Origin of the sequence: Xanthomonas sp. NCPPB 2922, assembly GCF_041520885.1 — a bacterium.
Taxonomy (GTDB): Bacteria; Pseudomonadota; Gammaproteobacteria; order Xanthomonadales; family Xanthomonadaceae; genus Xanthomonas; species Xanthomonas campestris.
In genome coordinates this window covers 117,454-140,331 of record NZ_JBGOFY010000010.1, presented here as the reverse complement: position 1 = coordinate 140,331, position 22,878 = coordinate 117,454, and the positions used below count along the sequence as shown (strand labels likewise).

17 protein-coding genes, 2 other RNA genes and 1 pseudogene are annotated in these 22,878 nt (G+C 65.7%); 16 read left to right on the top strand and 4 right to left on the bottom strand.

Annotated elements, in window-relative coordinates; genetic code table 11:
- Positions 1-29 precede the first annotated feature (29 nt).
- The 8 genes from ACD584_RS13055 to ACD584_RS13020 all read left to right on the top strand — a co-directional run bounded on the left by ACD584_RS13055 (position 30) and on the right by ACD584_RS13020 (position 9,667).
- The gene (locus ACD584_RS13055) at positions 30-1,361 is read left to right on the top strand and encodes a DUF763 domain-containing protein (RefSeq protein ID WP_076036217.1); all 1,332 of its coding nucleotides are present in this window, start codon (positions 30-32) and stop codon (positions 1,359-1,361) included.
- Positions 1,358-1,948, top strand: coding sequence for a GIY-YIG nuclease family protein (locus tag ACD584_RS13050; RefSeq protein WP_076036216.1), 591 nt, complete (start codon positions 1,358-1,360; stop codon positions 1,946-1,948). The genes ACD584_RS13055 and ACD584_RS13050 overlap by 4 nt, the downstream gene beginning before the upstream one ends.
- 69 nt (positions 1,949-2,017) lie before the next feature.
- The gene (locus ACD584_RS13045; RefSeq protein WP_076036215.1) at positions 2,018-2,359 is read left to right on the top strand and encodes a cupin domain-containing protein; all 342 of its coding nucleotides are present in this window, start codon (positions 2,018-2,020) and stop codon (positions 2,357-2,359) included.
- A 167-nt stretch (positions 2,360-2,526) separates the two neighbouring features.
- A complete protein-coding gene (locus ACD584_RS13040; protein ID WP_040941661.1) occupies positions 2,527-3,156 on the top strand; it encodes a hypothetical protein in 630 nt (209 codons plus the stop codon).
- A 278-nt stretch (positions 3,157-3,434) separates the two neighbouring features.
- Entirely contained in the window at positions 3,435-4,040 is a 606-nt protein-coding gene (lexA, locus tag ACD584_RS13035; RefSeq protein ID WP_076036214.1) for a transcriptional repressor LexA, read from the top strand.
- 1 nt (position 4,041) lies between these two features.
- Positions 4,042-4,692: a translesion DNA synthesis-associated protein ImuA gene (gene imuA / locus ACD584_RS13030; protein ID WP_175611555.1), complete on the top strand. Its 651-nt coding sequence runs from the start codon at positions 4,042-4,044 to the stop codon at positions 4,690-4,692.
- Positions 4,693-4,701: 9 nt separating this feature from the next.
- The gene (locus tag ACD584_RS13025; protein ID WP_070692280.1) at positions 4,702-6,120 is read left to right on the top strand and encodes a DNA polymerase Y family protein; all 1,419 of its coding nucleotides are present in this window, start codon (positions 4,702-4,704) and stop codon (positions 6,118-6,120) included.
- A gap of 298 nt (positions 6,121-6,418) precedes the next feature.
- Positions 6,419-9,667, top strand: coding sequence for an error-prone DNA polymerase (locus tag ACD584_RS13020; RefSeq protein WP_040941659.1), 3,249 nt, complete (start codon positions 6,419-6,421; stop codon positions 9,665-9,667).
- A gap of 254 nt (positions 9,668-9,921) precedes the next feature.
- Here ACD584_RS13020 and ACD584_RS13015 read toward each other — a convergent pair whose 3' ends face one another.
- Positions 9,922-10,383, bottom strand: coding sequence for a DUF3757 domain-containing protein (locus ACD584_RS13015; RefSeq protein ID WP_076036213.1), 462 nt, complete (start codon positions 10,381-10,383; stop codon positions 9,922-9,924).
- Positions 10,384-10,755: 372 nt separating this feature from the next.
- Between ACD584_RS13015 and ACD584_RS13010 the strand changes: the two genes are divergently transcribed.
- From ACD584_RS13010 to ACD584_RS12995, 4 genes are all read left to right on the top strand, one after another.
- Entirely contained in the window at positions 10,756-12,726 is a 1,971-nt protein-coding gene (locus ACD584_RS13010; protein WP_076036212.1) for an OPT family oligopeptide transporter, read from the top strand.
- Positions 12,727-13,262: 536 nt separating this feature from the next.
- Positions 13,263-14,114 carry a transporter gene (locus ACD584_RS13005; RefSeq protein WP_175611554.1) on the top strand — a complete coding sequence of 284 codons (852 nt, stop codon included), beginning with the start codon at positions 13,263-13,265 and terminating at the stop codon, positions 14,112-14,114.
- Between the two features lie 469 nt (positions 14,115-14,583).
- A complete protein-coding gene (locus ACD584_RS13000) occupies positions 14,584-16,701 on the top strand; it encodes a S9 family peptidase (RefSeq protein ID WP_076036210.1) in 2,118 nt (705 codons plus the stop codon).
- Positions 16,702-16,826: 125 nt separating this feature from the next.
- Positions 16,827-16,901, top strand: a non-coding RNA gene (locus ACD584_RS12995) — sX9 sRNA.
- 4 nt (positions 16,902-16,905) lie between these two features.
- On the opposite strand, the gene ACD584_RS12990 is transcribed toward ACD584_RS12995, so the two are convergent.
- Positions 16,906-17,310 carry a hypothetical protein gene (locus ACD584_RS12990; protein ID WP_172973838.1) on the bottom strand — a complete coding sequence of 135 codons (405 nt, stop codon included), beginning with the start codon at positions 17,308-17,310 and terminating at the stop codon, positions 16,906-16,908.
- 255 nt (positions 17,311-17,565) lie between these two features.
- Here ACD584_RS12990 and ACD584_RS12985 point away from each other — a divergent pair, with 255 nt between their 5' ends.
- From ACD584_RS12985 to ACD584_RS12970, 4 genes are all read left to right on the top strand, one after another.
- Positions 17,566-18,075 (top strand): hypothetical protein, encoded by a 510-nt coding sequence (locus tag ACD584_RS12985; RefSeq protein ID WP_076036209.1) that lies wholly within the window; start codon positions 17,566-17,568, stop codon positions 18,073-18,075.
- 116 nt (positions 18,076-18,191) lie between these two features.
- Positions 18,192-18,917: an AraC family transcriptional regulator gene (locus tag ACD584_RS12980; RefSeq protein ID WP_011036308.1), complete on the top strand. Its 726-nt coding sequence runs from the start codon at positions 18,192-18,194 to the stop codon at positions 18,915-18,917.
- Positions 18,918-19,078: 161 nt separating this feature from the next.
- A non-coding RNA gene (locus tag ACD584_RS12975) (sX9 sRNA) lies at positions 19,079-19,152 on the top strand.
- 73 nt (positions 19,153-19,225) lie between these two features.
- Positions 19,226-19,465, top strand: coding sequence for a hypothetical protein (locus ACD584_RS12970; RefSeq protein WP_228423551.1), 240 nt, complete (start codon positions 19,226-19,228; stop codon positions 19,463-19,465).
- Between the two features lie 221 nt (positions 19,466-19,686).
- On the opposite strand, the gene ACD584_RS12965 is transcribed toward ACD584_RS12970, so the two are convergent.
- Together ACD584_RS12965 and ACD584_RS12960 are read right to left on the bottom strand one after the other, a co-directional pair.
- Entirely contained in the window at positions 19,687-21,792 is a 2,106-nt protein-coding gene (locus ACD584_RS12965; protein ID WP_076036208.1) for a catalase, read from the bottom strand.
- A gap of 219 nt (positions 21,793-22,011) precedes the next feature.
- A pseudogene (locus tag ACD584_RS12960) lies at positions 22,012-22,867 on the bottom strand (aldo/keto reductase).
- Positions 22,868-22,878 lie beyond the last annotated feature (11 nt).

Below are 22,878 nucleotides of genomic sequence, written 5' to 3'. Positions count from 1 at the left end.
TATCCTGTGCAGATGATGACGAGGTTGCAATGAGCCGGCGCGGCGGCAGTGCCGATCTTCCGCTGCATGGTGGGCGTGTGCCGCGCTGGTTGGGCGAGCGGATGACGCGCCTGGGCACGGTGATGTGCGAAGCCATCGTGCACACCTATGGGCGCGACGAATTGTTGCGGCGGCTTGCGCATCCGTTCTGGTTTCAGTCCTTCGGCGCGGTGATGGGGATGGACTGGCATTCCTCCGGCATCACCACCAGCGTGATGGGCGCACTCAAGCGTGGGCTGACGCCGCTGTCTGGCGAGCTGGGCATCCATGTCTGTGGTGGGCGTGGGCGGCATTCGCGCGCAACGCCTGCCGAGTTGCTGGCGGTGGGCGATGGCGTGGGGCTGGATGGCGCTGCACTGGCGCGTGCCAGCCGCCTGGTCGCCAAGGTGGACAGCGCCGCGGTGCAGGATGGCTTCGATCTGTATCTGCACAGTTTTGTCGTCAGCGATGAGGGGCGCTGGGTGGTGGTGCAGCAAGGCATGAACGGGCAACGCAAGCAGGCGCGCCGCTATCACTGGTTGTCGGAAGGGCTGAGCAGTTTTGTGGATGCGCCGCACGCGGCGATCGATGGGCCGCAGCAGGGCAACATCGTCAACCTGGCCGACCATCGCGCCGCTGCCGCGCGTGAGGCGCAGGTGGCGTTGTTGCAGACGCTGGCGCCGGATCGCCTTGCCCGCGAATGGCAGCGCATCGAGGCCGCGCAGGCGCCGGTTGCGCCTGCTGTAGCGCAAGCACCGGTCACTGGTGACCTGTTTGCAGGCCAGGGCTGGGATCCCGCGCAGCAACCGCATCTGAGCATGCCCGACCATCACGACGTGCGCAGCGAGAACGTGATCACCCGCCGGTTGCATGCCAGCCTGGCGGCTGCGGCCGAGTGCGGCCCCGCCGATTTCACCGCGCTGTTGCAGGTGCCGGGCGTGGGTGCGCGCACCGTGCGTTCGCTGGCGATGGTGGCCGAGGTGTTGCATGGCACACCGTGTCGTTTCAGTGACCCGGCGCGGTTTTCGCTTGCTCACGGCGGCAAGGATCGGCATCCGTTTCCGGTGCCCACGCGGGTGTTCGATCACACCATCGGCGTGCTCAAGCAGGCGATGCAGCAGGCCCGGCTTGGCAACGAGGAGCGGCTGCAGGCGATTGCGCGTCTGGATGTGCAGGCACGTCGACTGGAAGCCAGCGCACGCGGTCCTTCGGTGGAAGCGTATATCGCGCAGGAACGCGTGGATGCGCACCGCTATGGCGGGCGTAGCGTGTTCGGTTGGGAGCCGCCAGTTGAGGATCATCAATCGCTTGCGTCGCAGGCGCAGCGCAAGGCAGGCCAATGAGCGCGCAACTGCGCCGTGGCAAGGTGGCCATCGACGGCCGCTGCTTCACCTATGTGTTCCCTTGCCAGTGGGAAGACCATTGCAAGATCGGCTTTTCGCGCGACCCGCTAGGCCGCATTAGCAGCCTGCATCCGCGCTGGTTTGCGTTCTTCGACCTGGAGCGCGGCGTGCTGGTGGAAGCCGAGCGCGAACGCGATGCGCGGGATCTGGAGCTGCAACTGCGCCGGCCCCTGGGTGAGCACAACGCACCGGCGCCGATGGCGATTCGCAGCGCAGCGGGCGGGCACACCGAATGGTTTCGCGGCGTGGGGCAGGCACTCGAGGTGGCAGTGGCGCAGCTCGAACAGCAGGGGTATCGCGTGTTCGCACTACAGGCGTGGCTGCAGGCGGCAATGGCCCAGCGGATCGATCGCCTGTACGACTGGTCGCTGTTGCAGTTGAGCCAGGAGGAGCTCGACGGCGTCACCGGGCCCACCGCAGCGCAACAGATGCTGCGCGACGTGCTGGATGGCTACCGCGCATTGAAGCTGCCACTGCAGGCGCATCTGCCCGGCGTGATCTGGGACTGGTACTGCCGCAGCGCATAGCGAAGCGCATTGCCACCGCCTTGACGTGTGCAGCGACAGCATCGGCGCAACCGATGAGGAGACGCACGCATGCAGTACGCAACGCTGGAATTGAGCAAGGCATTCAAGGTGCTGTTTTCGCTGCGCCAGGTGCAGGCGGCAGAAATGGTGATTGCACCGGGCGATCGCGAAGGTGGCCCGGACAATCGCCATCGCGGCGCCGATCAATGGCTGTTCGTGGTGGATGGCGCAGGCGAGGCCATCGTGGATGGCCACACGCAGACATTGCAGGCCGGTAGCCTGATCGCGATCGAGCGTGGCCAGGCGCACGAGATTCGCAATACCGGCGACACGCCGCTGAAGACGGTCAACTTCTATCACCCGCCTGCCTACGATGCGCAGGGCGAACCATTGCCGGCAGGCGAAGGCTGATACGCAACGCGACGCATGCAGACCGGTAGCGTGTTGTTCAACGGCCTGCTGTTCAATGGCCCGTTGGTCGACAGCACGTTGTTCAACAGCAAGTGAGTGCGTTGTCGACCATGCGTTGACGTGGCCGTTGTTTACATCGGCACGTCACAACGCACCGGGAGCACCCCATGCCAGAAGCCAAGACGCGTCGCGCAGCCGCCCAGGACAAGCGCGAGGGTAAGTCGGCCAGTACCCAGGCCGGCGAATACGTCAAAGAAGAAATCGAACACGTGCGCGAAGGCAAGCATGGTGCCAAGAGCACCAAGCAGGCGATTGCGATTGGTCTTTCAAAGGCACGCCGCGATGGCGTGGATGCCAAACCGTCCAAGAGCGCGTCCAAGAACACCAAGAAGAAGGCGGCGCAGGACAGCAAGGCGGCCAAGAAGACCACCGCCAGGACGGCAAAGAAGACCGCCAGCAAAACGACCAGGAAGACGGCGAAAAAGGCCACCAAGAAAGCCACCAAGAAGACGACGAAACAGGCGGCCAAGAAAGCCACCAAGAAGACCTCGCCTGCGCGGTCGGCAGGCGCCAAGAAGGCCTTGAAGACCGCCAGCAAGAAGACCACTGCCAAGCAGGTTGCCGGCACCCAGGCGTTGTCGCGCCAGGCCAAGAGTGCAGCGGCCAAGCGCAGTTCCAGCAGCCGCTCGGCAGCGGCCAAAAAGGCCGCCAAGACCAAGGGCCCTGGCGTGCGCAAGGCAGCCGCCAAGAAAGCGGCGACGACGCGGAAGCGGTCGGCGAGCAAGCGCGAGAGCTGATCGGTTCTGCTGCCACTTTGTGCGCCCCGACGAGAGTGCGGGGCGCCTGGCGACGCGCACCGTTCCGCGGCCCAAGCTTCTTGAAGGTGAACCTGCGCCGCGCCCTTAGCGGTCGTCTGGCGCAGGTTCGGGCCCGGCTCCGGGTGCCAGTACAGGCGTTACAACTCCCTCACGCCACAGCCACACGTCCGGCAGCTGAGCGGCTCAGGTCGGCGATCTCGCCTGTTGCGACGGTTGGGTGTACAAATGTACACCTTGTTCCGTGGCTGGTCTTCCCGATGGATGGTCTCTCTCCCAAGCGCGCCGCCGTGCTGGCGTTCCTGCAGCAGCAGGCCCAGGCCGGCCTGGCACCCAGTCTGGCCGAGATCGCGCAGGCGTTCGGGTTCGCCTCGCGCAATGCGGCGCAAAAGCATGTGCAGGCCCTGGCCGAGGCGGGGTTGATCGAGCTGGTGCCCAACCGCAAGCGCGGCATCCGCGTACCGGGCGGGGCCGGGCCGGATGCGCTGCTGGCGCTGCCCGTGCTGGGCCGGGTGGCGGCCGGTGTGCCGATCGGTGCGGACATCGGCCTGGACCGGCAGCTCTGGCTGGACCGCAGCCTGTTCGCGCTGCGGCCGGACTACCTGCTGCAGGTGCAGGGCGATTCGATGATCGACGACGGCATCCTGGAAGGCGACCTGGTCGGCGTGCAGCGCAGCAGCGACGCGCGCAATGGCCAGATCGTGGTGGCGCGCGTGGATGGCGAGATCACCATCAAGCGGCTGGAGCGCAGCGCCGACGCCATCCGCCTGCTGCCGCGCAATCCGGCGCATGCGCCGATCGTGGTGGCCGCCGATGCCGACTTCGCGATCGAAGGCGTGTACTGCGGCCTGATCCGGCAGGGCTGAGATGAGCGAACCTGTCCCGCTGCGGCAACACGGCAATGTCGCCCTGGCCATGCCGCTGGATGCCTTGCTGGCGGCGCGCACGGTCTGGCGCGCCGGCCACGGCACGGCCACCGCCAATGGTGGCGAATCCACCGGGCATGCCGCGCTGGATGCGGTACTCCCCGATGGCGGCTGGCCGCGCCGCGCGTTGACCGAGCTGCTGTTGCCCGCCCACGGCATCGGCGAAATCGCATTGCTGCTGCCCACGCTGGCGCGCATGACCGGCGCCGGCAGCCGGGTGGTGCTGGTGGCGCCGCCGTACGTGCCGTATGCGCCGGCCTGGCAGGCAGGTGGGGTGGCCTTGCAGCAGCTGGAAATCGTGCAGGCAGAACCGCGCGACGCATTGTGGGCCTTCGAACAATGCCTGCGCAGCGGCGCTTGCGCGGCGGTGCTGGGCTGGCCACAGACCGGCGATGCGCGCGCACTGCGGCGCCTGCAGGTGGCTGCGGACAGCGGCAACTGCTGCGCGTTCGCATTGCGCGATCGTCGCCATGCGGTGAATGCATCGCCGGCGGCGTTGCGGCTGGAATTTCTGCCCGAGCGCGATGCCTGGCAGGTGCGCAAATGCCGCGGCGGCCAGGTGCCGTCGCAGCCGTTGCGGTTGGCGCATTGAGGGCCGCGCATGTTGTGGGCCTGCATTCTGTTGCCACAGCTGGCACTGGACGATGTGCTGCGGCGTCGCGAAGACACCCAGGCACCGTTGGCGCTGGTGGAAGGGCCAGCACAGCTGCGCAGCCTGCATGCGGTCAACGCTGCAGCGGCAGCGGCCGGCCTGAAACCGGGCATGCGCCTGTCGGCTGCACACGCGTTGATGGCCGAGGTGCAGACCTGCGATTACGACCCGCAGGCCGAAGCGCGCTGCCAGCGCTTTCTCGCGTCCTGGGCCTACCGGCATAGCTCGCTGGTGAGTCAGCAATGGGGGCGTGCCATCGTGCTGGAGGCGGGCGCCAGCTTCCGCCTGTTCGGGCCATGGCCGCGCTTCGAGCGCCGCCTGCGTGAGGAACTGCAGGCATTGGGTTTTCAGCACCGGCTGGCCTTGGCGCCAACGCCGCGCGCCGCACGTGTGCTGGCCGGCCTGCGCGACGGCATGGCAGTGACCCAGCTGCCCGCACTGCAGGCCTTGCTCGACAAGGTGCCGGTGCGCCGCGCCGCGTTGCCGGGCGATGCCGGCGAGCGCCTGCAGCACATGGGCGTACGCACATTGGCGGCGTTGCGCGCGCTGCCCAGCGAAGGGGTGCGGCGGCGCTTCGGCGGCGCCTTGCTCGATCATCTGGATCGCCTCTACGGCCAGGCCGACGACCCGCTGGAGTGCTACGCACCACCAGACCATTTCGACCAGCGCGTGGAGCTTGGCTACGAGGTGGAAACACACCCGGCGCTGCTGTTCCCGCTACGCCGCCTGATCGGTGACCTATGCACCTATCTGTCGATCCGCGATGGCGGGGTGCAGCGTTTCCTGTTGCGGCTGGAACACGAAGAAGGCGCCACCGATGTCGACGTGGGCCTGCTCACGCCCGAGCGTGCGCCGGCACTGCTGTTCGAGTTGGCGCGCAACCGCCTGGAGCGCGTGGAGATCCCACGGCCGGTGGTGGCGATGCGCCTGCTGGCCAAACAGTTGCCGCCGTTCGTGCCAGCCATGCGCGACCTGTTCGATCAACGTGCGCAGCAGTCGGTGGACTGGCCGCAGCTGCGCGAACGCCTGCGCGCACGCCTGGGCGACGACGCGGTGTACCGCGTGCTGCCGGCAGATGACCCGCGCCCGGAGCGCGCCTGGCAGAAGGCCATTGGCGATGACATCCGCGAAGCCGCCGCACCACCGCGCCCACCGCGGCCGACCTGGTTGATGCCGCTCCCGGTGCCGCTGCACGACCCGCATCTGCGCATCGTTTCCGGCCCGGAACGGCTGGAAAGCGGCTGGTGGGACGATGCCGAAGCGCGCCGCGACTACTACGTGGTGGAAACTTCGCGTGGCCGGCGCGCCTGGGTGTTCGCATCGCCCGGTCGCACCGATGGCTGGATGCTGCACGGGTGGTTCGCATGAGATGGCCTGCGCCCAGACGGCGTGTGCGTAGCTGCGTCGGCAGGCTGGAAGGCATTGCAGGCCGATTCGCGCGCATCACGCCAGCCTGCGCTATCTCCCCGCAGCCAACGGCGGCCACTGCGCCGCAAACGCTTGTCCAACGGCCGGCGGCACCCAGCAGCGCACCCGCGCATGCACATCCCGAACAGCGCCCGCAGCGTGATCGCGGCCACGCCACTGCGCCATCGATGCTGCCTAGTGATCGTCTGCCACAGTGCCGGCCTGTGTGGTGGCAGCGTGGCGCCACGTGTAGCCAGCCATGAGTTGGGACGATGCCATCGATGGCGTGGATCGCGACACGCCCGGCGGGCGCATGCCGCGCGGCTGGACGGTTGCCGCGCGGCTGCGTGCGGCAAACGACGACATCACCCATGCTGCAGTGGCCGATACGCTGCCGGCGTATGCCGAGTTGCATTGCCTGTCGGATTTTTCGTTCCTGCGTGGGGCCTCCAGTGCCGAGCAGCTGTTTGCGCGTGCGCACCACTGCGGCTACAGCGCATTGGCCATCACCGACGAATGCTCGCTGGCCGGCATCGTGCGTGGGCTGGAAGCTTCGCGCGCCACCGGCGTGCAGCTGATTGTCGGCAGCGAGTTCACCCTGGTCGATGGCACGCGCTTCGTACTGCTGGTGGAGAACGCGCACGGCTATCCGCAGCTGTGCAGTGTGATCACCACCGGCCGGCGTGCGGCAGGCAAGGGCGCGTACCGGTTGGGGCGTGCCGAGGTGGAAGCGCACTTTCGCGATGTGGTCCCGGGCGTCTTTGCACTGTGGCTGCCTGGTGATCAACCGCAGGCCGAGCAGGGCGCCTGGCTGCAGCGCGTGTTTGCAGAGCGCGCATTCCTGGCGGTGGAACTGCATCGTGAGCAGGACGATGCAGCGCGCCTGCAGACGTTGCAGTTGCTGGCCCAGCAGCTGGGCATGAGCGCGCTGGCCAGCGGCGATGTGCACATGGCGCAGCGGCGCGACCGCATCGTGCAGGACACCTTGACCGCCATCCGCCACACGCTGCCATTGGCCGACTGCGGCGCGCATCTATTTCGCAATGGCGAACGGCACCTGCGCCCGCGGCGTGCGCTGGGCAACATCTATCCGCATGCGTTGTTGCAGGCGTCGGTGGAATTGGCGCAACGCTGCACCTTCGATCTTTCAAAGGTGCAGTACACCTATCCGCGCGAGTTGGTGCCGCAGGGCCATACGCCGGCCAGCTATTTGCGCCAACTCACCGAAGCCGGCATGCGCGAGCGCTGGCCCGAGGGCGCGCCGGCCAATGTGGTGGCGCAGATCGACAGCGAGCTGGAGCTGATCGCCTACAAGGGGTATGAAGCGTTTTTCCTCACCGTGCAGGATGTGGTGCGCTTCGCGCGGGCGCAGGGCATCCTGTGCCAGGGGCGTGGGTCTTCGGCCAATTCGGCGGTGTGCTATGCGCTGGGCATCACCGCGGTCAACCCGAGCGAGACCCGGTTGCTGATGGCGCGGTTCCTGTCCAAGGAGCGCGACGAGCCGCCGGATATCGACGTGGACTTCGAGCACGAGCGGCGCGAAGAAGTGCTGCAATACGTCTACACCAAATATGGCCGCGAACGCGCTGCACTGGCGGCCACGGTGATCTGCTACCGCGGCAAGAGCGCGGTGCGTGATGTCGCCAAGGCGTTCGGCCTGCCGCCGGACCAGATCGCGTTGCTGGCCAATTGCTACGGGTGGGGCAATGGCGACACGCCGATGGAACAGCGCATCGCAGAAGCCGGGTTCGATCTGGCCAACCCGCTGATCAACAAGATTCTTGCAGTCACCGAGCACTTGCGCGATCACCCGCGTCATCTGTCGCAGCACGTGGGCGGGTTCGTGATCTCCGACGAACCGCTGTCGATGCTGGTGCCGGTGGAAAACGCGGCGATGGCCGATCGCACCATCATCCAGTGGGACAAGGACGATCTGGAAACCATGAAGCTGCTCAAGGTCGATTGCCTGGCCTTGGGCATGCTGACCTGCATCCGCAAGACGCTGGATCTGGTGCGCGGTCACCGCGGGCGCGATTACACCATTGCCACGCTGCCGGGCGAGGATGCCGCAACCTACAAGATGATCCAGCGTGCCGATACGGTGGGCGTGTTCCAGATCGAATCACGTGCGCAGATGGCGATGCTGCCGCGGCTCAAGCCACGGGAGTTCTACGACCTGGTGATCGAAGTGGCGATCGTGCGGCCCGGCCCGATCCAGGGCGACATGGTGCACCCGTATCTGCGTCGGCGGCAGGGCTATGAGCCGGTCAGTTTCCCCTCGCCAGGCGTTGAGGAAATCCTGGGCCGCACGCTGGGCATTCCACTGTTTCAGGAGCAGGTGATGGAGCTGGTGATCCATGCCGGCTATACCGACAGCGAGGCCGACCAGCTGCGGCGGTCGATGGCGGCCTGGCGGCGCGGCGGCGACATGGAGCCGCACCGCGTACGCATCCGCGAACTGATGGCCGGGCGCGGCTACGCGCCGGAATTCATCGACCAGATCTTCGAGCAGATCAAAGGCTTCGGTTCGTACGGATTCCCGCAAAGCCACGCCGCCTCGTTCGCCAAACTGGTGTACGCCAGTTGCTGGCTCAAGCGGCACGAACCGGCGGCCTTTGCCTGCGGGCTACTCAATGCGCAGCCGATGGGGTTCTATTCGGCCAGCCAGATCGTGCAGGACGCGCGCCGCGGCAGCCCCGAGCGCCAGCGTGTGGAGGTGTTGCCGGTGGATGTGTTGCACAGCGACTGGGACAACATCCTGGTCGGCGGCCGGCCGTGGCACAGCGATGCCGATCCCGGCGAGCAGCCGGCGATCCGGCTGGGATTGCGCCAGGTCAGCGGCCTGTCCGAGAAAGTGGTCGAGCGCATCGTTGCCGCACGCGCGCAGCGGCCATTTGCCGACATCGGCGACCTGTGCCTGCGCGCGGCACTCGATGAAAAGGCGCGCCTGGCCCTGGCCGAAGCCGGCGCGCTGCAGTCGATGGTGGGCAATCGCAATGCCGCGCGCTGGGCCATGGCCGGGGTGGAGGCGCGCCGGCCGCTGCTGCCCGGCAGCCCGGCCGAACGCGCGGTGGAACTGCCTGCGCCGCGCGCCGGTGAAGAGATCCTGGCCGACTACCGCGCGGTGGGCCTGAGCCTGCGCCAGCATCCGATGGCACTGCTGCGCCCGCAGATGCTGCAGCGGCGCATCCTGGGCCTGCGCGAGTTGCAGGCGCGCCGGCATGGCAGCGGCGTGCATGTGGCCGGGCTGGTCACGCAGCGGCAACGCCCGGCCACCGCCAAGGGCACCATCTTCGTCACCCTCGAAGACGAGCACGGCATGATCAACGTCATCGTCTGGTCGCACCTGGCCATGCGCCGCCGCCGCGCCTTGCTGGAATCGCGCCTGCTGGCGGTGCGCGGCCGCTGGGAACGCGTGGACGGCGTGGAGCACCTCATCGCCGGCGACCTCTACGACCTCAGCGACCTGCTCGGCGAGATGCAGCTGCCGTCGCGGGATTTTCATTGACGGCAGCGGTTTGACCTTCATGCAATGCCGCGTCAACGGGATGGAGGTTTGCGTGATGCCTTGATGCTGTCCACCACTCGCTGTGATGGCCGAAGTATTTCGCATGCCCGGGATTCAACTGGAAGACCTTTTACCGTCGCAGCTTCTCTGTGGCGGGCATTAGCCGTCTGCCGGTGCGGCAGCAGAGTAGCGATCGAAAACTACCTCACCTCCGGCGTGAAGAATGGCATCGGCCAATGGCATACGCCGCTGGGTCATTCCAGTCGCAGCGGTTCGAACGCGCAGTCCTTGGCTCCGCGCGTGCACGTGTAGAACGGCTCCTGCCCGGGCGCGGGCGGTTGATCCAGCAGCCAGTAAGAAGGGTGCTTGAGAGCGACGATCAGATTGCGTTGCGTCTTAGGTGCCTCATGATCGAAATAGGCCAGATCCACTTCTTCGCCTTGAGGCAGAGAGTAGGTGCAGTTGACCAGCACGCCTTCGCTGCGCGCCGTATCGGTGCGTCTGCCGTAGTACAGCACAGAGGCCAGATGCCGCGGCTTGCGCTTGAAAGCCTGTATCGTGCTGGACCATTCGCCACGTCCCGACCCTGCGTCGAGCGCTGCAGTGGCGCGGTAGCGTCCTGCCTCGTAGTGAACCGCTGCAGGTGCGGGGCACTGCGCGCCGTGTGCGGTGGGTTCCTGGGCGAAGACGCTGGCCGATGGCAGCGACAGCAGCATGCCAGTAAGAAGTAGCGCTGTTGGAGGACATTGCATGGTTTGACGCCTCTGGGCACATGGCCGTGTTGTGGATTGGAAGGCAATTCCCGGCATCGATTGCGTTGCGTGACGCCGCGCGCCAGCCTGTGTGCGTGTTACATCGACTCAGTGCGCAGCATAGTGAGCCCCGGGGCCAGACCGTCCTTGGAAAACGCATCGGTGTTAACCGGGGCGAAGCGGCCTGTCATGTTGCAGCCTGTTAGGAGATCGCTGGCGCGGCGGGTCCAGCGGCCATCCGCCACAGACCGCACACTGTCACGCCGCGCCGCAGCTGGACGGAAACCGCTGCAGGCGCTAGCGTGATGCGGATTTTTTGCCTCAGGGGAATGCCCAATGCGCCATGACGCGCAGCCGCGCCAGCTCACCTTCCGTGCCGTCGTGCTGGCCATCGTGCTGGCGGTGGTGTTGTCGGCCGCCAATGCATATCTCGGCCTGTTCGCCGGATTGACCATTGCCACCGCCATTCCGGCGGCGGTTGTCTCGATGGGCGTGCTGCGCCTGCTCGGCGGCGGCACCATCCTGGAAAACAACATCGTCCAGACCGGCGCTTCGGCAGGCTCGTCGATCGCGGCGGGGGTGATCTTCACCATCCCGGCGCTGGTGATCATGGGCTACTGGCCGGACTTCAAGTACTGGTGGGTGCTCGGCATCGCCGGCATGGGCGGCCTGCTCGGCGTGCTGTTCTCGGTGCCGTTGCGGCGCTCGATGATCGTCGAAGACCCGCTGCCGTTCCCCGAAGGCAAGGCCGCCGCCGAAGTGCTCAAGGCCGGCGAGAACCCCGGCCCCGGCCTGAAGATCCTGGCCATCTCCGGTGCCATCGGCGCGCTGGTCAAACTGGGCGCGGCCAGCGGCCTGCGCGTGATCCCCGACACCTGGGCGCAGGCCACCTACCTGGGCAGCAGCCGCCTGGTTGGCTATCTGGGCACCAACCTGTCGCCGGCCTTGCTCGGCGTGGGCTACATCGTCGGCTTGAACGTCGGCATCGTGGTGCTGTCCGGCTCGATCCTGTCCTGGCACATCGCCATCCCGCTGTACCAGCAGTTCTTCATGGGCAGCGACCCGGCGCTGGCACAGAGCCTGATCGATGCGCCGGCAGCCGATGCCGCATTCGGTATCTGGGGCGCGAAGATCCGCTACCTGGGTGTGGGTGCGATGCTGATCGGCGGCGTGTGGACGCTGTTCTCGCTGCGCAAGTCGCTGTTCTCCGGCATCAAGAGCGGTTTTGCCGCTGCGCGTAAAAGCGGTGGCGGCGTGGTTGCCGAAACCGAGCGCGATCTGCCGATGAAGTGGATGCTGGTGGCGCTGGTGCTGTGCACCTTGCCGCTGCTGGGCCTGTACCAGGCCATCGTGCAGCAGTGGCACGTGTCGATCCCGATGACCATCATCATGATCGTGGCCGGCTTCCTGTTCGTGTCGGTGTCCGGCTACCTGGCCGGCCTGATCGGCTCGTCCAACAACCCGGTGTCGGGCATCACCATTTCCACCATCCTGTTCGCCTCGGCGGTGCTGGTGTTGCTGCTGGGCAAGAGCGGGCTGGTGCCGGTGGGCATCGGCGCCGCACCGCTGGGCGCGGTGGCCGCGATCATGATCGGCGCGGTGGTGTGCTGCGCGGCGGCGGTGGGCGGCGACAACCTGCAGGATCTCAAGGCCGGCTATCTGGTCGGCGCCACGCCGTGGAAGCAGCAGCTGATGCTGGGCATCGGTGCGTTCTCGTGCGCATTGATCATGGCGCCGGTGCTGAACCTGCTCGTCCAGGCCTACGGCATCGGCCCGGCCACGCCGCAGCATCCCAACTCGCTGGGCGCGCCGCAGGCCACCTTGATGGCCTCGGTGGCCAAAGGCCTGTTTGGCGGCCAGTTGCCGTGGAGCATGATCGCCATCGGTGCCGGCGTCGGCGCGGCCATCATTGCGCTCGACGAATGGTTGAAGAAAACCGGCAAGCGCTTCCGCGTGCCGGTCCTGGCCGCGGCGATCGGTATCTACCTGCCGCTGGAACTGATGGTGCCGATCTTCCTTGGTGGCCTGATCGCGCATCTGGTGGAGCGCTTCCACACCATCCGCGCCGACGACGAAGACGGCCGCGACCGCGTGCATCGTCCGGGCGTGCTGTTTGCCGCCGGCCTGATCACCGGCGAGGCCTTGATGGGCATCGCCATTGCGGTGCCGATCGTGCTGTCCAGCCGCGCCGATGTGCTGGCACTGCCGGCTGCTTTGCAACTCAATCAGTGGGTTGGCCTGGCGATCCTGGCCCTGGTGGGCTGGCTGCTCTATCGCGTCGGCAAGCACGGCGAAAAAGCCGCCTGAGTCAGCGACACACACACGGCGCATGCGATGCATGCGCCGTCCTGGCAGGCGCGCAAGGCGACCTGCCTGCAGCGCATCCCGCTGCCCTCTGCACCATCCCAACGCACCGCCGCCGCAGACCGCATCGAGCGGCCCTGACAGCACGTCCTCGTCTGCGACCTGTCTTTGCGCCGGCTTTATGCCAGGCCCAGCGCGCATGCATAGCGCCTTTATGCCGCCGCTCCGTATCGTGCCGTCTCCCGCACGGATGTTGCGTTACGGCTGCCGCATGCCTCGATCGACCCCGCTGATCTTCGCGCCATAGGCCATCGCGCCGCCGCTGTTGCCGACAAAAACGTTAGCCCAATCACACCGCGCCTCTTCCAATGTGCGGTTGCGGTCGCTTTTTGCCTGGCGAGCTCGACAGTTCGACAGGATCGAGCAGACGCCGCGATTCCGGCGTCGTGCAGTCGATCCACCTCTCCACGCGCACCCCCGCCCACTCACTGCTGGTTTGTCGTGTCATCGATCCAGCGCTCTGCCATGGAGTTACTGCAATGCTGACTGTTATTTCCCGTTCCTCGTCCCGTGTAGCGCGCACCCCTGTGCTGGTCATCGCCCTGGCCGGCGTGCTGTGCGGCCTGGCCTCGCAAGCGCAGGCGCAGGCGCAAGACGCCACCGAAGCACCGCTGTGCACCGATCGGCCGACCAAGGCCAATTCCACCTGTACCGTGCCGGCCGGCGCCTGGCAGCTGGAAACCGACATCGGCAGCTACACCCGCGACAGCCAGCCCGGCACGCGCATCGAAACCTCGGTGTTCACCAATCCCACGCTCAAGTACGGCGTCAGCGACCGCATCGATCTGCAGCTCAACTGGGCGCCGCAGCTGCAGGTCAAGACCACCGATCGCGCCACCGGCGCACGTAGCAGCCTGAGCGGCGGTGGCGACATCTATCTGCGCATGAAGGCGCGGTTTTACGAGAGCGATACCGCCACCGTCGCGGTGCTGCCGTTCGTCAAGGCGCCCACCGCGCGCACCGGTCTGGGCAACGACGAGTGGGAAGGCGGCATCGCGCTGCCGATCAATTTCGCCTTGCCCAACAGTTTCTCGTTGACCTTCGGCCCGGAGGTCGACTGGCTGGCCGACCGCGATGGCAGCGGCAACCATATCGCGGTGATCAATGCGATCAACCTGGCCCGCCCGCTGACACCGAAGCTGTCGATGGCGGTGGAAGTGTGGTCCTCGATCAATCGCGACCCCGCCGAAACCATCGAGCAGTATTCGGCCGACATCGCCACTGCGTATCTGATCAATCCGCTGTTGCAACTGGACGTTGGCGCCAACTTCGGCCTCAACGACCGCAACCCGGATGCGCAGGTGTATGTGGGGTTGGCGCACCGCTTCTGATGCGTGTGATGGGCCAGGCAGGGTGAGTTGGCGTACGTGCCACCGCGTTGCAAGCATGGTCAAAGTTGCGAGGCGCCAGGTTGACTGGCGCCTCGTAACATCCGTACGTGGCACGCCGGTCACTGCTGATGCTTGAGCAACGCTGAGCGGGTGCTGCCGCAGGGCAAAGCCCTCTCCACGTAGCGGCGGCTGTTGCAATCACCTATCCAACACAGCGTGCACGCGTCAAGCGTGCCTGGCCGCTGCCATCAGCTTGATGGCTGCACGACCCATGCCGCCACGCCGCCACGCGCGACAGCCATACGTGTTCGACAGCACGCGCCTGGGGATTCTGGTCGCTGCGCTGACGCGCGCAATTCCATGCACGAGGCGAGGCCCACGCGGCAATGCAGGCAGGCGCAAGCGCAAGTCTTTGCGCGTGCGCCGCAGCAACGCCTACCATCGACGTTTTGCCGTTGCCGGAACTCCCATGAAGCTTCGTACTGCCGTATTGCCCCTGTGCCTGTTGACTGCCTTGCCCATGCTGGCCGCCGCGCGCGGTTTCGATGTGCGCGACATGGTGGCGCTGGACCGCGTGTCCTCGCCCACGCTCACGCCCGATGGCAGCGTGGTGGTATTCGCCAAGCGCCAGGCCAAGACCGCCAATGGCAAGGCCGCCACCAGCCTGTGGATGCGCAATCTGCGCACCCGCGATCTGGCGCCGCCCAAGCGGCTCACACCGGAAGGCTGGAACGTCAACAGCCCGGCGCTGTCGCCGGATGGCAAGAAGGTGTACTTCCTCAGCAGCAAGTCCGGCACCCAGCAGCTGTACGCGCAGCCGCTGGCCGGCGGCATCCCGCAGCAACTCACCGCCTTTGCGGTGGACCTGGACAGCTACAAGCTCTCGCCGGATGGCAAGCGCATTGCCTTCAGTGCGGGCGTGTTCCAGGACTGCGGCTCGGACCTGGGCTGCACCAAGAAGAAGCTGGCCGATCTCAAGAACGCCAAGGCCAGCGGCGTGGTGTACGACCAGTTGTTCGTGCGCCATTGGGATACCTGGAACGATGGTCGTCGCAACACGCTGTTCGTCGCCGAGCTGCCTGCGGCCGGTGCGAAGGCCGTGGCAGGTGCCTCGGCGATCAGCGCCACGCTGGCCGGCGATGCACCGTCCAAGCCGTTCGGCGGCAATGACGATTACGCCTGGTCGCCCGATGGCGCCAGCGTGGTGGCCAGCGTGCGCATCCCGCAGCCGCATGGCCCGGGCGCCGGCAAGACGGCTGCGCAAGGCAAGGCCACCGGCAACGACGAAGCGTGGCAGACCAACTTCGACCTGTATCGCCTGGATGCGGCCGGCAAGTCCGCGCCGGTCAATCTCACCGCCGCCAATCCCGCCTGGGATGCCGGCCCGGTGTTCAGTGCCGACGGCAAGACGCTGTACTACCGCGCCATGAAGCGCCCGGGTTTCGAAGCCGACCGTTTCGGCCTGATGGCGATGGATCTGGCCAGCGGCAAGACCCGCGAGATCGCGCCGAAGTGGGACCGCTCGGCGGGCGAGATCGTGCTGAGCGACGATGGCAGCAGCCTCTACACCAGCGCCGACGATCTGGGCGAGCACCCCTTGTTCAAGGTCGACATTGCCAGCGGTGACGCCACCAAGGTGGTGGGCGAGGGCAGCGTGCATGCACCTGTGCTGGCCGGTACCACGCTGGCATTCACGCGTAACTCGCTCAAGAGCGGCGACCAGATAGTTGTCAGCGATGTGCAGGGCCAGGGCCTGCGTGCGATCACCCAGAGCGCCGGCGAATTGCTGCCCGACGTGCAGTTCGGCGACTACGAGCAGTTCCAGTTCAAGGGTTGGAACAACGACACCGTGCATGGCTACGTGGTCAAGCCGTACAACTATCAGGAAGGCAAAACCTATCCGGTAGCGTTCCTGATCCACGGCGGCCCGCAGGGCAGTTTCGGCAATGGCTGGAGCAATCGCTGGAATCCGCAGACCTACGCCGGCCAGGGCTATGCGGTGGTGATGATCGACTTCCATGGCTCCACCGGCTATGGCCAGGAATTCACCGACGCGATCAGCCAGCATTGGGGCGACCGCCCGCTGGAAGACCTGCAAAAGGGCTGGTCGGCCGCGCAGAAGCAGTACGGCTTCCTCAACGGTGACAAGGCCTGCGCGCTGGGTGCCAGTTACGGCGGCTACATGGTGTATTGGATGGCCGGCAACTGGAACCAACCGTGGAAGTGCCTGGTCGACCACGATGGCGTGTTCGACAACCGCACCATGGGCTATGCCACCGAGGAATTGTGGTTCAGCGAATGGGAAAACGGGGGCACGCCGTGGCAGAACCCGGCCGGCTACGAGAAGTTCAACCCGGTGCTGCACGTGGACAAGTGGAAGGTGCCGATGCTGGTGATCCATGGCCAGCAGGATTTCCGCATTCCGGTCGAGCAGGGCCTGGCCGCGTTCACCGCGCTGCAGCGCAAGGGCATCGACTCCAAGTTCCTGTATTTCCCGGACGAGAACCACTGGGTGCTCAAGCCGGACAACAGCGTGCTGTGGCATGACACCGTCAATGCCTGGTTGAAGCAGCACATCGGGCAGTGATCGCCCGTTGAAGCACTGACAGGCACGCCGTGCAATGCGGCGTGCCGGTCATGTTTGTGGCTTAGAGCAGCTATCAAAACGACTGCGCAGCCGCCAGGCGGGCGCGGCCGGTGCTCGGAATCGGCATGTACCCACGTACACTCCGGTTCCTCCGCGCCGTCCGCACCCACCTGACGGCTGCTCGCTACGTTTTGTTAGCCGCTCTTAGTGGGCAGCGAGCGCGCGTTTGGCCAGGTGGCCTTCCACAATCTGCAGGATCTCGGCCACCGCGATGCCGTACGAGCCAGCCTGGCCGGCATCGAATGCGGCTTTCCATTCGCTGTAACCGGGTAGATAGGCCGGGTCGGGCGCGCTGCTGCCAACCAGCGCCGCATCACTGCGGTCCAGCGTCTGTGCGATTACCGGCACATGCGGCAGCGTTTCCAGCAGACCACCGGGTGCACCCGGATGCTGGATCTGCACCTCGCGCAGCGTGGCGTGCAGGATCTGCCCGCCCTGCGGATGCTCATCGATCCGGTTGATCAGCAGGAGCGGGTTTTCGCCTGCATGCCGCCCGCGGCAGCGCCACAGTTGCCCGACGGCGTAAGGCGTGGAAGTGGGCAGGGTCATGGGAATCTCCGAAAGTACAAACGCGCATGATGCCGGCAGGCGCGCGACAAGGCGACCCGCGAATGCCACCACGTTGCTCAAGTCATCCGACGTGCTGCCGCTAAGGGATGCAGATGAGTACGCTTTTTTGCGGGTTTGATCGCGTAACGGCAGCTAATCGCGCACGTGCGTCATCGCTTCAGCGTCATGCCGACATGGCAAAATGAGGCGTCTCCACCTTTCCCAGTTCCCTGCAGGATCGCAAGGATCGTTTGCATGCGCATGTTTGTCCGCCCACTGATATTGGGGCTTGTTGTTGTTTCCTCTCCCGCCTGGAGCGCCGTGCCGCGGCCTGTTTCCAGTGCGCCCGTGCGTGCAACCGCAGCGGCCGAGACGCCGCCTGCCGCGTCTGCCGCAGCCGATGCAGTGGGTGACGCGCTGGCAGTGCCGTTGCCGGCCACACTCCAGTCCGGCATGAGCTACCGCGCGTTTGCGCAGACGGTGATGGAGCAGGGCTGGCAGTCGGCGGACCCGTTGGCTGCCGACAGCTGCATGGCCGCCGGTGATTGCGAGATCGAATTCGTCGCACCAACACCCGGCACCCGCCTGCGTGTGCAGATCGGCTCGCAAGCCGGTGCTGCGGTGGTGCAGCGCTGGGCCACGCGCCCGGTGACGGCTGACCGGATTGCTGCCGGAACCGCGTCGGCCGCGGCCGGCACCACGCCCGCGCCGACTGCAGCGGCCGCAACGTCCGGCGCGGCCAACGCGACGAAAGATCCGCGCTGATCGGCATTCAGAAGGAATTGCGCCGCGGCGTATCATGACGTGGCCTGCCTGCGCAGCGATTGCGAACTGCAGTGCCCGCAGCGCCGTCATTCCTTGCCCTGAGCCCATCGTCCTGCATGAAGAGCGTTGATCCTGCCGATCTGGAAGCGTTGTTCGATGCCGTGCCGGACGTGCTGTTCTTCGTCAAGGACCGCGAAGGCCGCTATACCCACGTCAACCAGACCATGCTGCGGCGATTGGGCCTGAAGTCGCGCAAGGACTTGATCGGTAAGCGCGTCGCCGAGGTTTACCCGAGCGGGCTGGGCGCCAACTATGCCAACCAGGACGAACAGGTGCTGGCCGGTGCGGTGATCGACAACCTGCTCGAACTGCATCTGTTTGCCAACCGCGAGCCTGGCTGGTGCCTCACCTGCAAGCGTCCGCTGCTGGTGGACGGCAAGGTGCAGGGCATCATCGGCATTTCGCGCGATCTGGGGCCGCAGGATGGCCAGGAATCGCAGTACGAAAAACTGCGTCTTGCGCTGGCCTACCTCAACGCCAACTACGCGCAAAACGTGCGCATGCAGGCGCTGGTGGATATCACCGGATTCTCGATGTCCAAGCTGCAGCGCTCGTTCCGCAAGGTGTTCCAGCTCACTCCGCAACAAGTACTGGCCAAGCTGCGTCTGCAGATGGCGATGCATTTATTGCATGGAACCAAGAGCGTGACCGAGATTGGCCATGCCTGTGGTTTCAGCGATCAAAGCGCGTTTACGCGGCAGTTCAAGCTGGCCGTGGGCATGACGCCGCGTGAGTACCGCACGCTGGCAAATGCTGCGCAGTTTCCTGCCGGAACTTCTTAGGGCGGCCTGATAAGACGAATTCGTAAGACGAATTGGCAGCAGCGAAGTGAGTTGCGTGTGTGGTGCCCTCACTGCAGCAGAGCATTGAGTCAACAGCTTAGAGCACTTATCAAAACGACTGCGCAGCCGCCAGGCGGGCGCGGCCGGTGCTCGGAATCGGCATGTACCCCGTACACTCCGGTTCCTTCGCGCCATCCGCACCCACCTGACGGCTGCTCGCTACGTTTTGTAAGCCGCTCTTAGTTAGTCGAGTGCGCGGCGCCCTCACCGCTTGCGGGACACGCCGTGAATCCGTCCGTGGAGGCTCGGTGGCGGCATCCATGCCGCCGCACGGTCCCGCAAGCGGCGAGGACACCGCACCAGAACGTTCGCAGGTCGCTTCGTTGAAAGCCTGCCTGTTATTCGTTCGCGTTGCGACGCTGATCGGACGCGCCGTCATCCAGAAAAACGCGCGAATTGCGCTGCATGCAACCATGCACACCGACATGCCTGATTGGTCCTTGCCCGCTTATCGTCGCGGGACCTTACGCGGCATGGATGCCGCGTAAGAGCTTACAAGGACGTACTTGCAGCGTGTCCCGCGATGGTGGGCGGGCAAGGGCCCTGCAGCCAAGCGGCAGATCATCTGCTCTCCAAGCAATCAACACCCCTGTCCAACAAATTCCAAAACACCCGAGATTTCGAAACGTAGCGTGCTTCAAATGCAATGGGCGCGAAACGACATGGAAAGTCGCTCGCGCCCAAGGCAGCTTTCGGTGGCGCTGGTGGGTTACGCCAGCATGCGCACCTTCGGCTCACGTGCCCATTGGCGGGTCTTGGCGGCGGTAATGAAGGCCTTGGTGTCGGCCGCATCGACCACGCCGGGGTCCTTGCCGACATTGCCGGCCTTGAGCAGCAGTTGCGCGCCGTCGTCGAAAGCAATCGCCTTCAGATGCGCCCAGGCATTGCTGACAAAATCCAGCGCCGCCGATTCGCGCGTCAACGCCTTGGCCGCTTCCGAAGACAGCAACACCGCCACCGCGTCGAACACGATCGACGGCGTGCCGGCCAGCTGGCCATCGGCGGCCAGTTGCTTGCCGTCGCTGAGCTTGGCGCCGCCCAGCTTGGGGGCCACGATCTTGACCGTTGCGCCGGCCGCTTCGGCCGCCTTGCGCACGGCCTTGATTGCCGCGGCGTCGGAGCCGTCGTGGATCAGGATGCCCACGGTGCGGCCTTGCAGCGTGTCCTTCATCTTGCCGATCAACTGCAGCGCCGGCGACAACGGCATGTCGGTCGGTGCAACGGCGGCCGGCGGTGCCGGCGGCAGGCTGGTCATGCCCATGCCATCGGCCACGCGCTTGGCCAGCGCTTCATCGATATGCCGCAGATGTCCCACGATGGCCTCGCGCACGTGCGCGGTTTCCACCTTGGAGAGCTCGAACACCAGTGCAGATGCAAGATGCGCTTGCTCCGGTGCGGTCTGGCTGCGGAAGAACATGCGCGCCTGGCTGTAATGGTCGGCAAAACTTTCCGCACGCACGCGGCCCTTGGCGCCATCCTCGGCCGGTGTGGCATGGCTGGGGAAACCGCGCAGCGCCTCGCGTGGCGCGTCGGCCTGCAACGAGCTGGGTTCGTACGCCACGCGGCCCTTCGGCACGCCCATCTGCATGTGGCCATCGCGCTGGTTGTTGGCGAACGGGCACTTGGGTGCGTTGATCGGAATCTGATGGAAGTTGGGCCCGCCCAGGCGGCTCAGCTGCGTGTCCAGGTAGGAGAACAGCCGGCCTTGCAGCAGCGGGTCGTTGCTGAAGTCGATCCCCTGCACGATGTTGGCCGGGCAATAGGCCACCTGCTCGGTCTCTGCGAAGAAGTTGTCCGGCCAGCGGTCCAGCACCATGCGACCGACGATCTGCAAGGGCACCAGCTCTTCCGGAATGACCTTGGTCGAATCCAGGTGGTCGAACGGGAATGCTTCGGCCTCGGCTTCGGTAAACAGCTGCACGCCCAATTCCCACTCGGGGAAGTCGCCCTTCTGGATCGCCTCGAACAGATCGCGACGCTGGAAGTCCGGGTCGGCACCGGCAAGTTTGACTGCCTCGTCCCAGATGGTGGACTGCAGGCCCAGCTTGGGGCGCCAATGGAATTTGACGAAGGTACTGTCGCCGTTTTCGTTGAGCAGGCGGAAGCTGTGGATGCCGAAGCCTTCGATCATGCGCAATGAACGCGGAATGGTGCGATCGCTCATCGCCCACATGATCATGTGCATCGATTCGGGGGTGAGCGAGATGAAATCCCAGAACGTGTCGTGCGCGCTGGCTGCCTGCGGAAAACCGCGGTCCGGTTCCATCTTCACCGCGTGGATGAGGTCTGGAAACTTCATTGCATCCTGGATGAAGAACACCGGGATGTTGTTGCCGACCAGATCCCAGTTGCCTTCCTTGGTATAGAACTTCACCGCGAAGCCGCGTACGTCACGCGGCGTATCGACCGAACCGGCGCCGCCGGCCACGGTGGAAAAACGCGTGAATAGTGGGGTTTTTTCGCCCACTTCGGTGAGCAGCTTGGCCGTGGTGTACTGGCTCAGCGACTTGGTCAGCTCGAAGTAGCCGTGCGCCGCGCTGCCGCGTGCATGCACGATGCGCTCGGGAATGCGCTCATGGTCGAAGTGCGTGATCTTTTCGCGCAGGATGAAATCTTCCAGCAACGTCGGGCCGCGCGGTGTGGCGCGGAGCGAGTTCTGGTTGTCGCCAACGGGAATGCCCTGGTTGGTGGTCAGTTGCGGATGCGAGCCGCCAGCCTTCTGGTGCAGTTCGTCGCCGGTGCCGCGCAACTCGTGCGCGCTTGCGGAACTACCGACAGAAGGAATCTGTGCGGGCTTGCTGGGGGACTTGGCCATGGGGGACTCCACGTTGGCGGGCTGGGATGCGAGCTATCCAGTCGAGCCTGGGAGTGGCGCTGTTAAATGGATGTGTCTGCATGCGAACGAACACTCACATGTGCATGCGAGCGCGTTGCAGGGCAGCGTGCGACGAACAATCACACGCAAAAATAGCTGTTTAGTGCAACGACAACACTGTGACGCACGGCATGCTGCAAGCGCGACCGTGAGCGAGGTCTACAGCAGATCCAGTGGCTGCTTGCGCGTGGGCGGTGGGAATGCGTTGTCCAGGTCTGCCAGATCCCGCGCATCGAGTTGCAGCGTGCATGCATCTGCATTGGCGCGGACATGCGCTGGCGTACCGGATTCGGGAATGGCGATCACTTGGCCACTGCGGATGGCCCACGCCAGCGCCACCGCGGTAGCCGCTACGCCGCGTCGCGCACCGATGGCATGCAGCACCGGGTGATCGAGCAACGCACCGGCTGCCGAGCGGCGAATACGCCATCACCGCCACCGCATGTTGCGCGCACCACGGCAACAGATCGAACTCGATGCCGCGGCTGCCGGCGTGATACAGCACCTGATTCACCAGGCAGTGCTGCCCGCCATCGATCTGCCAGAGCTCCTGCATGTCGTCGACATCGAAATTGGACACGCCCCAGTCACGGATCTTGCCGGCATCGCGCAGTGTTTCGAACGCAGCGACCACCTCCGCCAGATCGCTGCCTCCGCGCCAATGCAGCAGATACAGATCCAGCGTGCGCACGCCCAGGCGTTGCAGACTGGCTTCGCAGGCGCGCGCAATGCCGCGCGCGCTGGCGTTGCTGGGCAGCACCTTGGACACCAGATACGGCGGCTGCCCGCGTGCGATCACCTGGCTGATCAACTGTTCCGAGCGGCCATTGCCGTACATCTCGGCGGTATCGATCAAGCGCATCCCCAGCGCCTGGCCGGTCTGCAGTGCTTCGATCTCCTGCTGCGGCGCATGTCGCCCCTGGCCCAGGTTCCAGGAGCCCATGCCCAGCGCAGGCACGCTGCGTCCGTTGCGCAAGGTCACCTGCGGGCAGTGGGTGGTGTCGGATTCGGACATGGCAGGGCTCC

Excerpts from the sequence above, each read along its gene's own strand:
- ACD584_RS13020 (WP_040941659.1), top strand. The coding sequence starts at position 6,419 with ATGAGTTGGGACGATGCCATCGATGGCGTGGATCGCGACACGCCCGGC.
- lexA (WP_076036214.1), top strand. The coding sequence starts at position 3,435 with ATGGATGGTCTCTCTCCCAAGCGCGCCGCCGTGCTGGCGTTCCTGCAG.
- ACD584_RS13045 (WP_076036215.1), top strand. The coding sequence starts at position 2,018 with ATGCAGTACGCAACGCTGGAATTGAGCAAGGCATTCAAGGTGCTGTTT.
- imuA (WP_175611555.1), top strand. The coding sequence starts at position 4,042 with ATGAGCGAACCTGTCCCGCTGCGGCAACACGGCAATGTCGCCCTGGCC.
- ACD584_RS12985 (WP_076036209.1), top strand. The coding sequence starts at position 17,566 with ATGCGCATGTTTGTCCGCCCACTGATATTGGGGCTTGTTGTTGTTTCC.
- ACD584_RS12965 (WP_076036208.1), bottom strand. The coding sequence starts at position 21,792 with ATGGCCAAGTCCCCCAGCAAGCCCGCACAGATTCCTTCTGTCGGTAGT.
- ACD584_RS12990 (WP_172973838.1), bottom strand. The coding sequence starts at position 17,310 with ATGACCCTGCCCACTTCCACGCCTTACGCCGTCGGGCAACTGTGGCGC.
- ACD584_RS13040 (WP_040941661.1), top strand. The coding sequence starts at position 2,527 with ATGCCAGAAGCCAAGACGCGTCGCGCAGCCGCCCAGGACAAGCGCGAG.
- ACD584_RS13000 (WP_076036210.1), top strand. The coding sequence starts at position 14,584 with ATGAAGCTTCGTACTGCCGTATTGCCCCTGTGCCTGTTGACTGCCTTG.
- ACD584_RS13025 (WP_070692280.1), top strand. The coding sequence starts at position 4,702 with ATGTTGTGGGCCTGCATTCTGTTGCCACAGCTGGCACTGGACGATGTG.
- ACD584_RS13015 (WP_076036213.1), bottom strand. The coding sequence starts at position 10,383 with ATGCTGCTGTCGCTGCCATCGGCCAGCGTCTTCGCCCAGGAACCCACC.
- ACD584_RS12980 (WP_011036308.1), top strand. The coding sequence starts at position 18,192 with ATGAAGAGCGTTGATCCTGCCGATCTGGAAGCGTTGTTCGATGCCGTG.
- ACD584_RS13010 (WP_076036212.1), top strand. The coding sequence starts at position 10,756 with ATGCGCCATGACGCGCAGCCGCGCCAGCTCACCTTCCGTGCCGTCGTG.
- ACD584_RS13050 (WP_076036216.1), top strand. The coding sequence starts at position 1,358 with ATGAGCGCGCAACTGCGCCGTGGCAAGGTGGCCATCGACGGCCGCTGC.
- ACD584_RS13005 (WP_175611554.1), top strand. The coding sequence starts at position 13,263 with ATGCTGACTGTTATTTCCCGTTCCTCGTCCCGTGTAGCGCGCACCCCT.
- ACD584_RS13055 (WP_076036217.1), top strand. The coding sequence starts at position 30 with ATGAGCCGGCGCGGCGGCAGTGCCGATCTTCCGCTGCATGGTGGGCGT.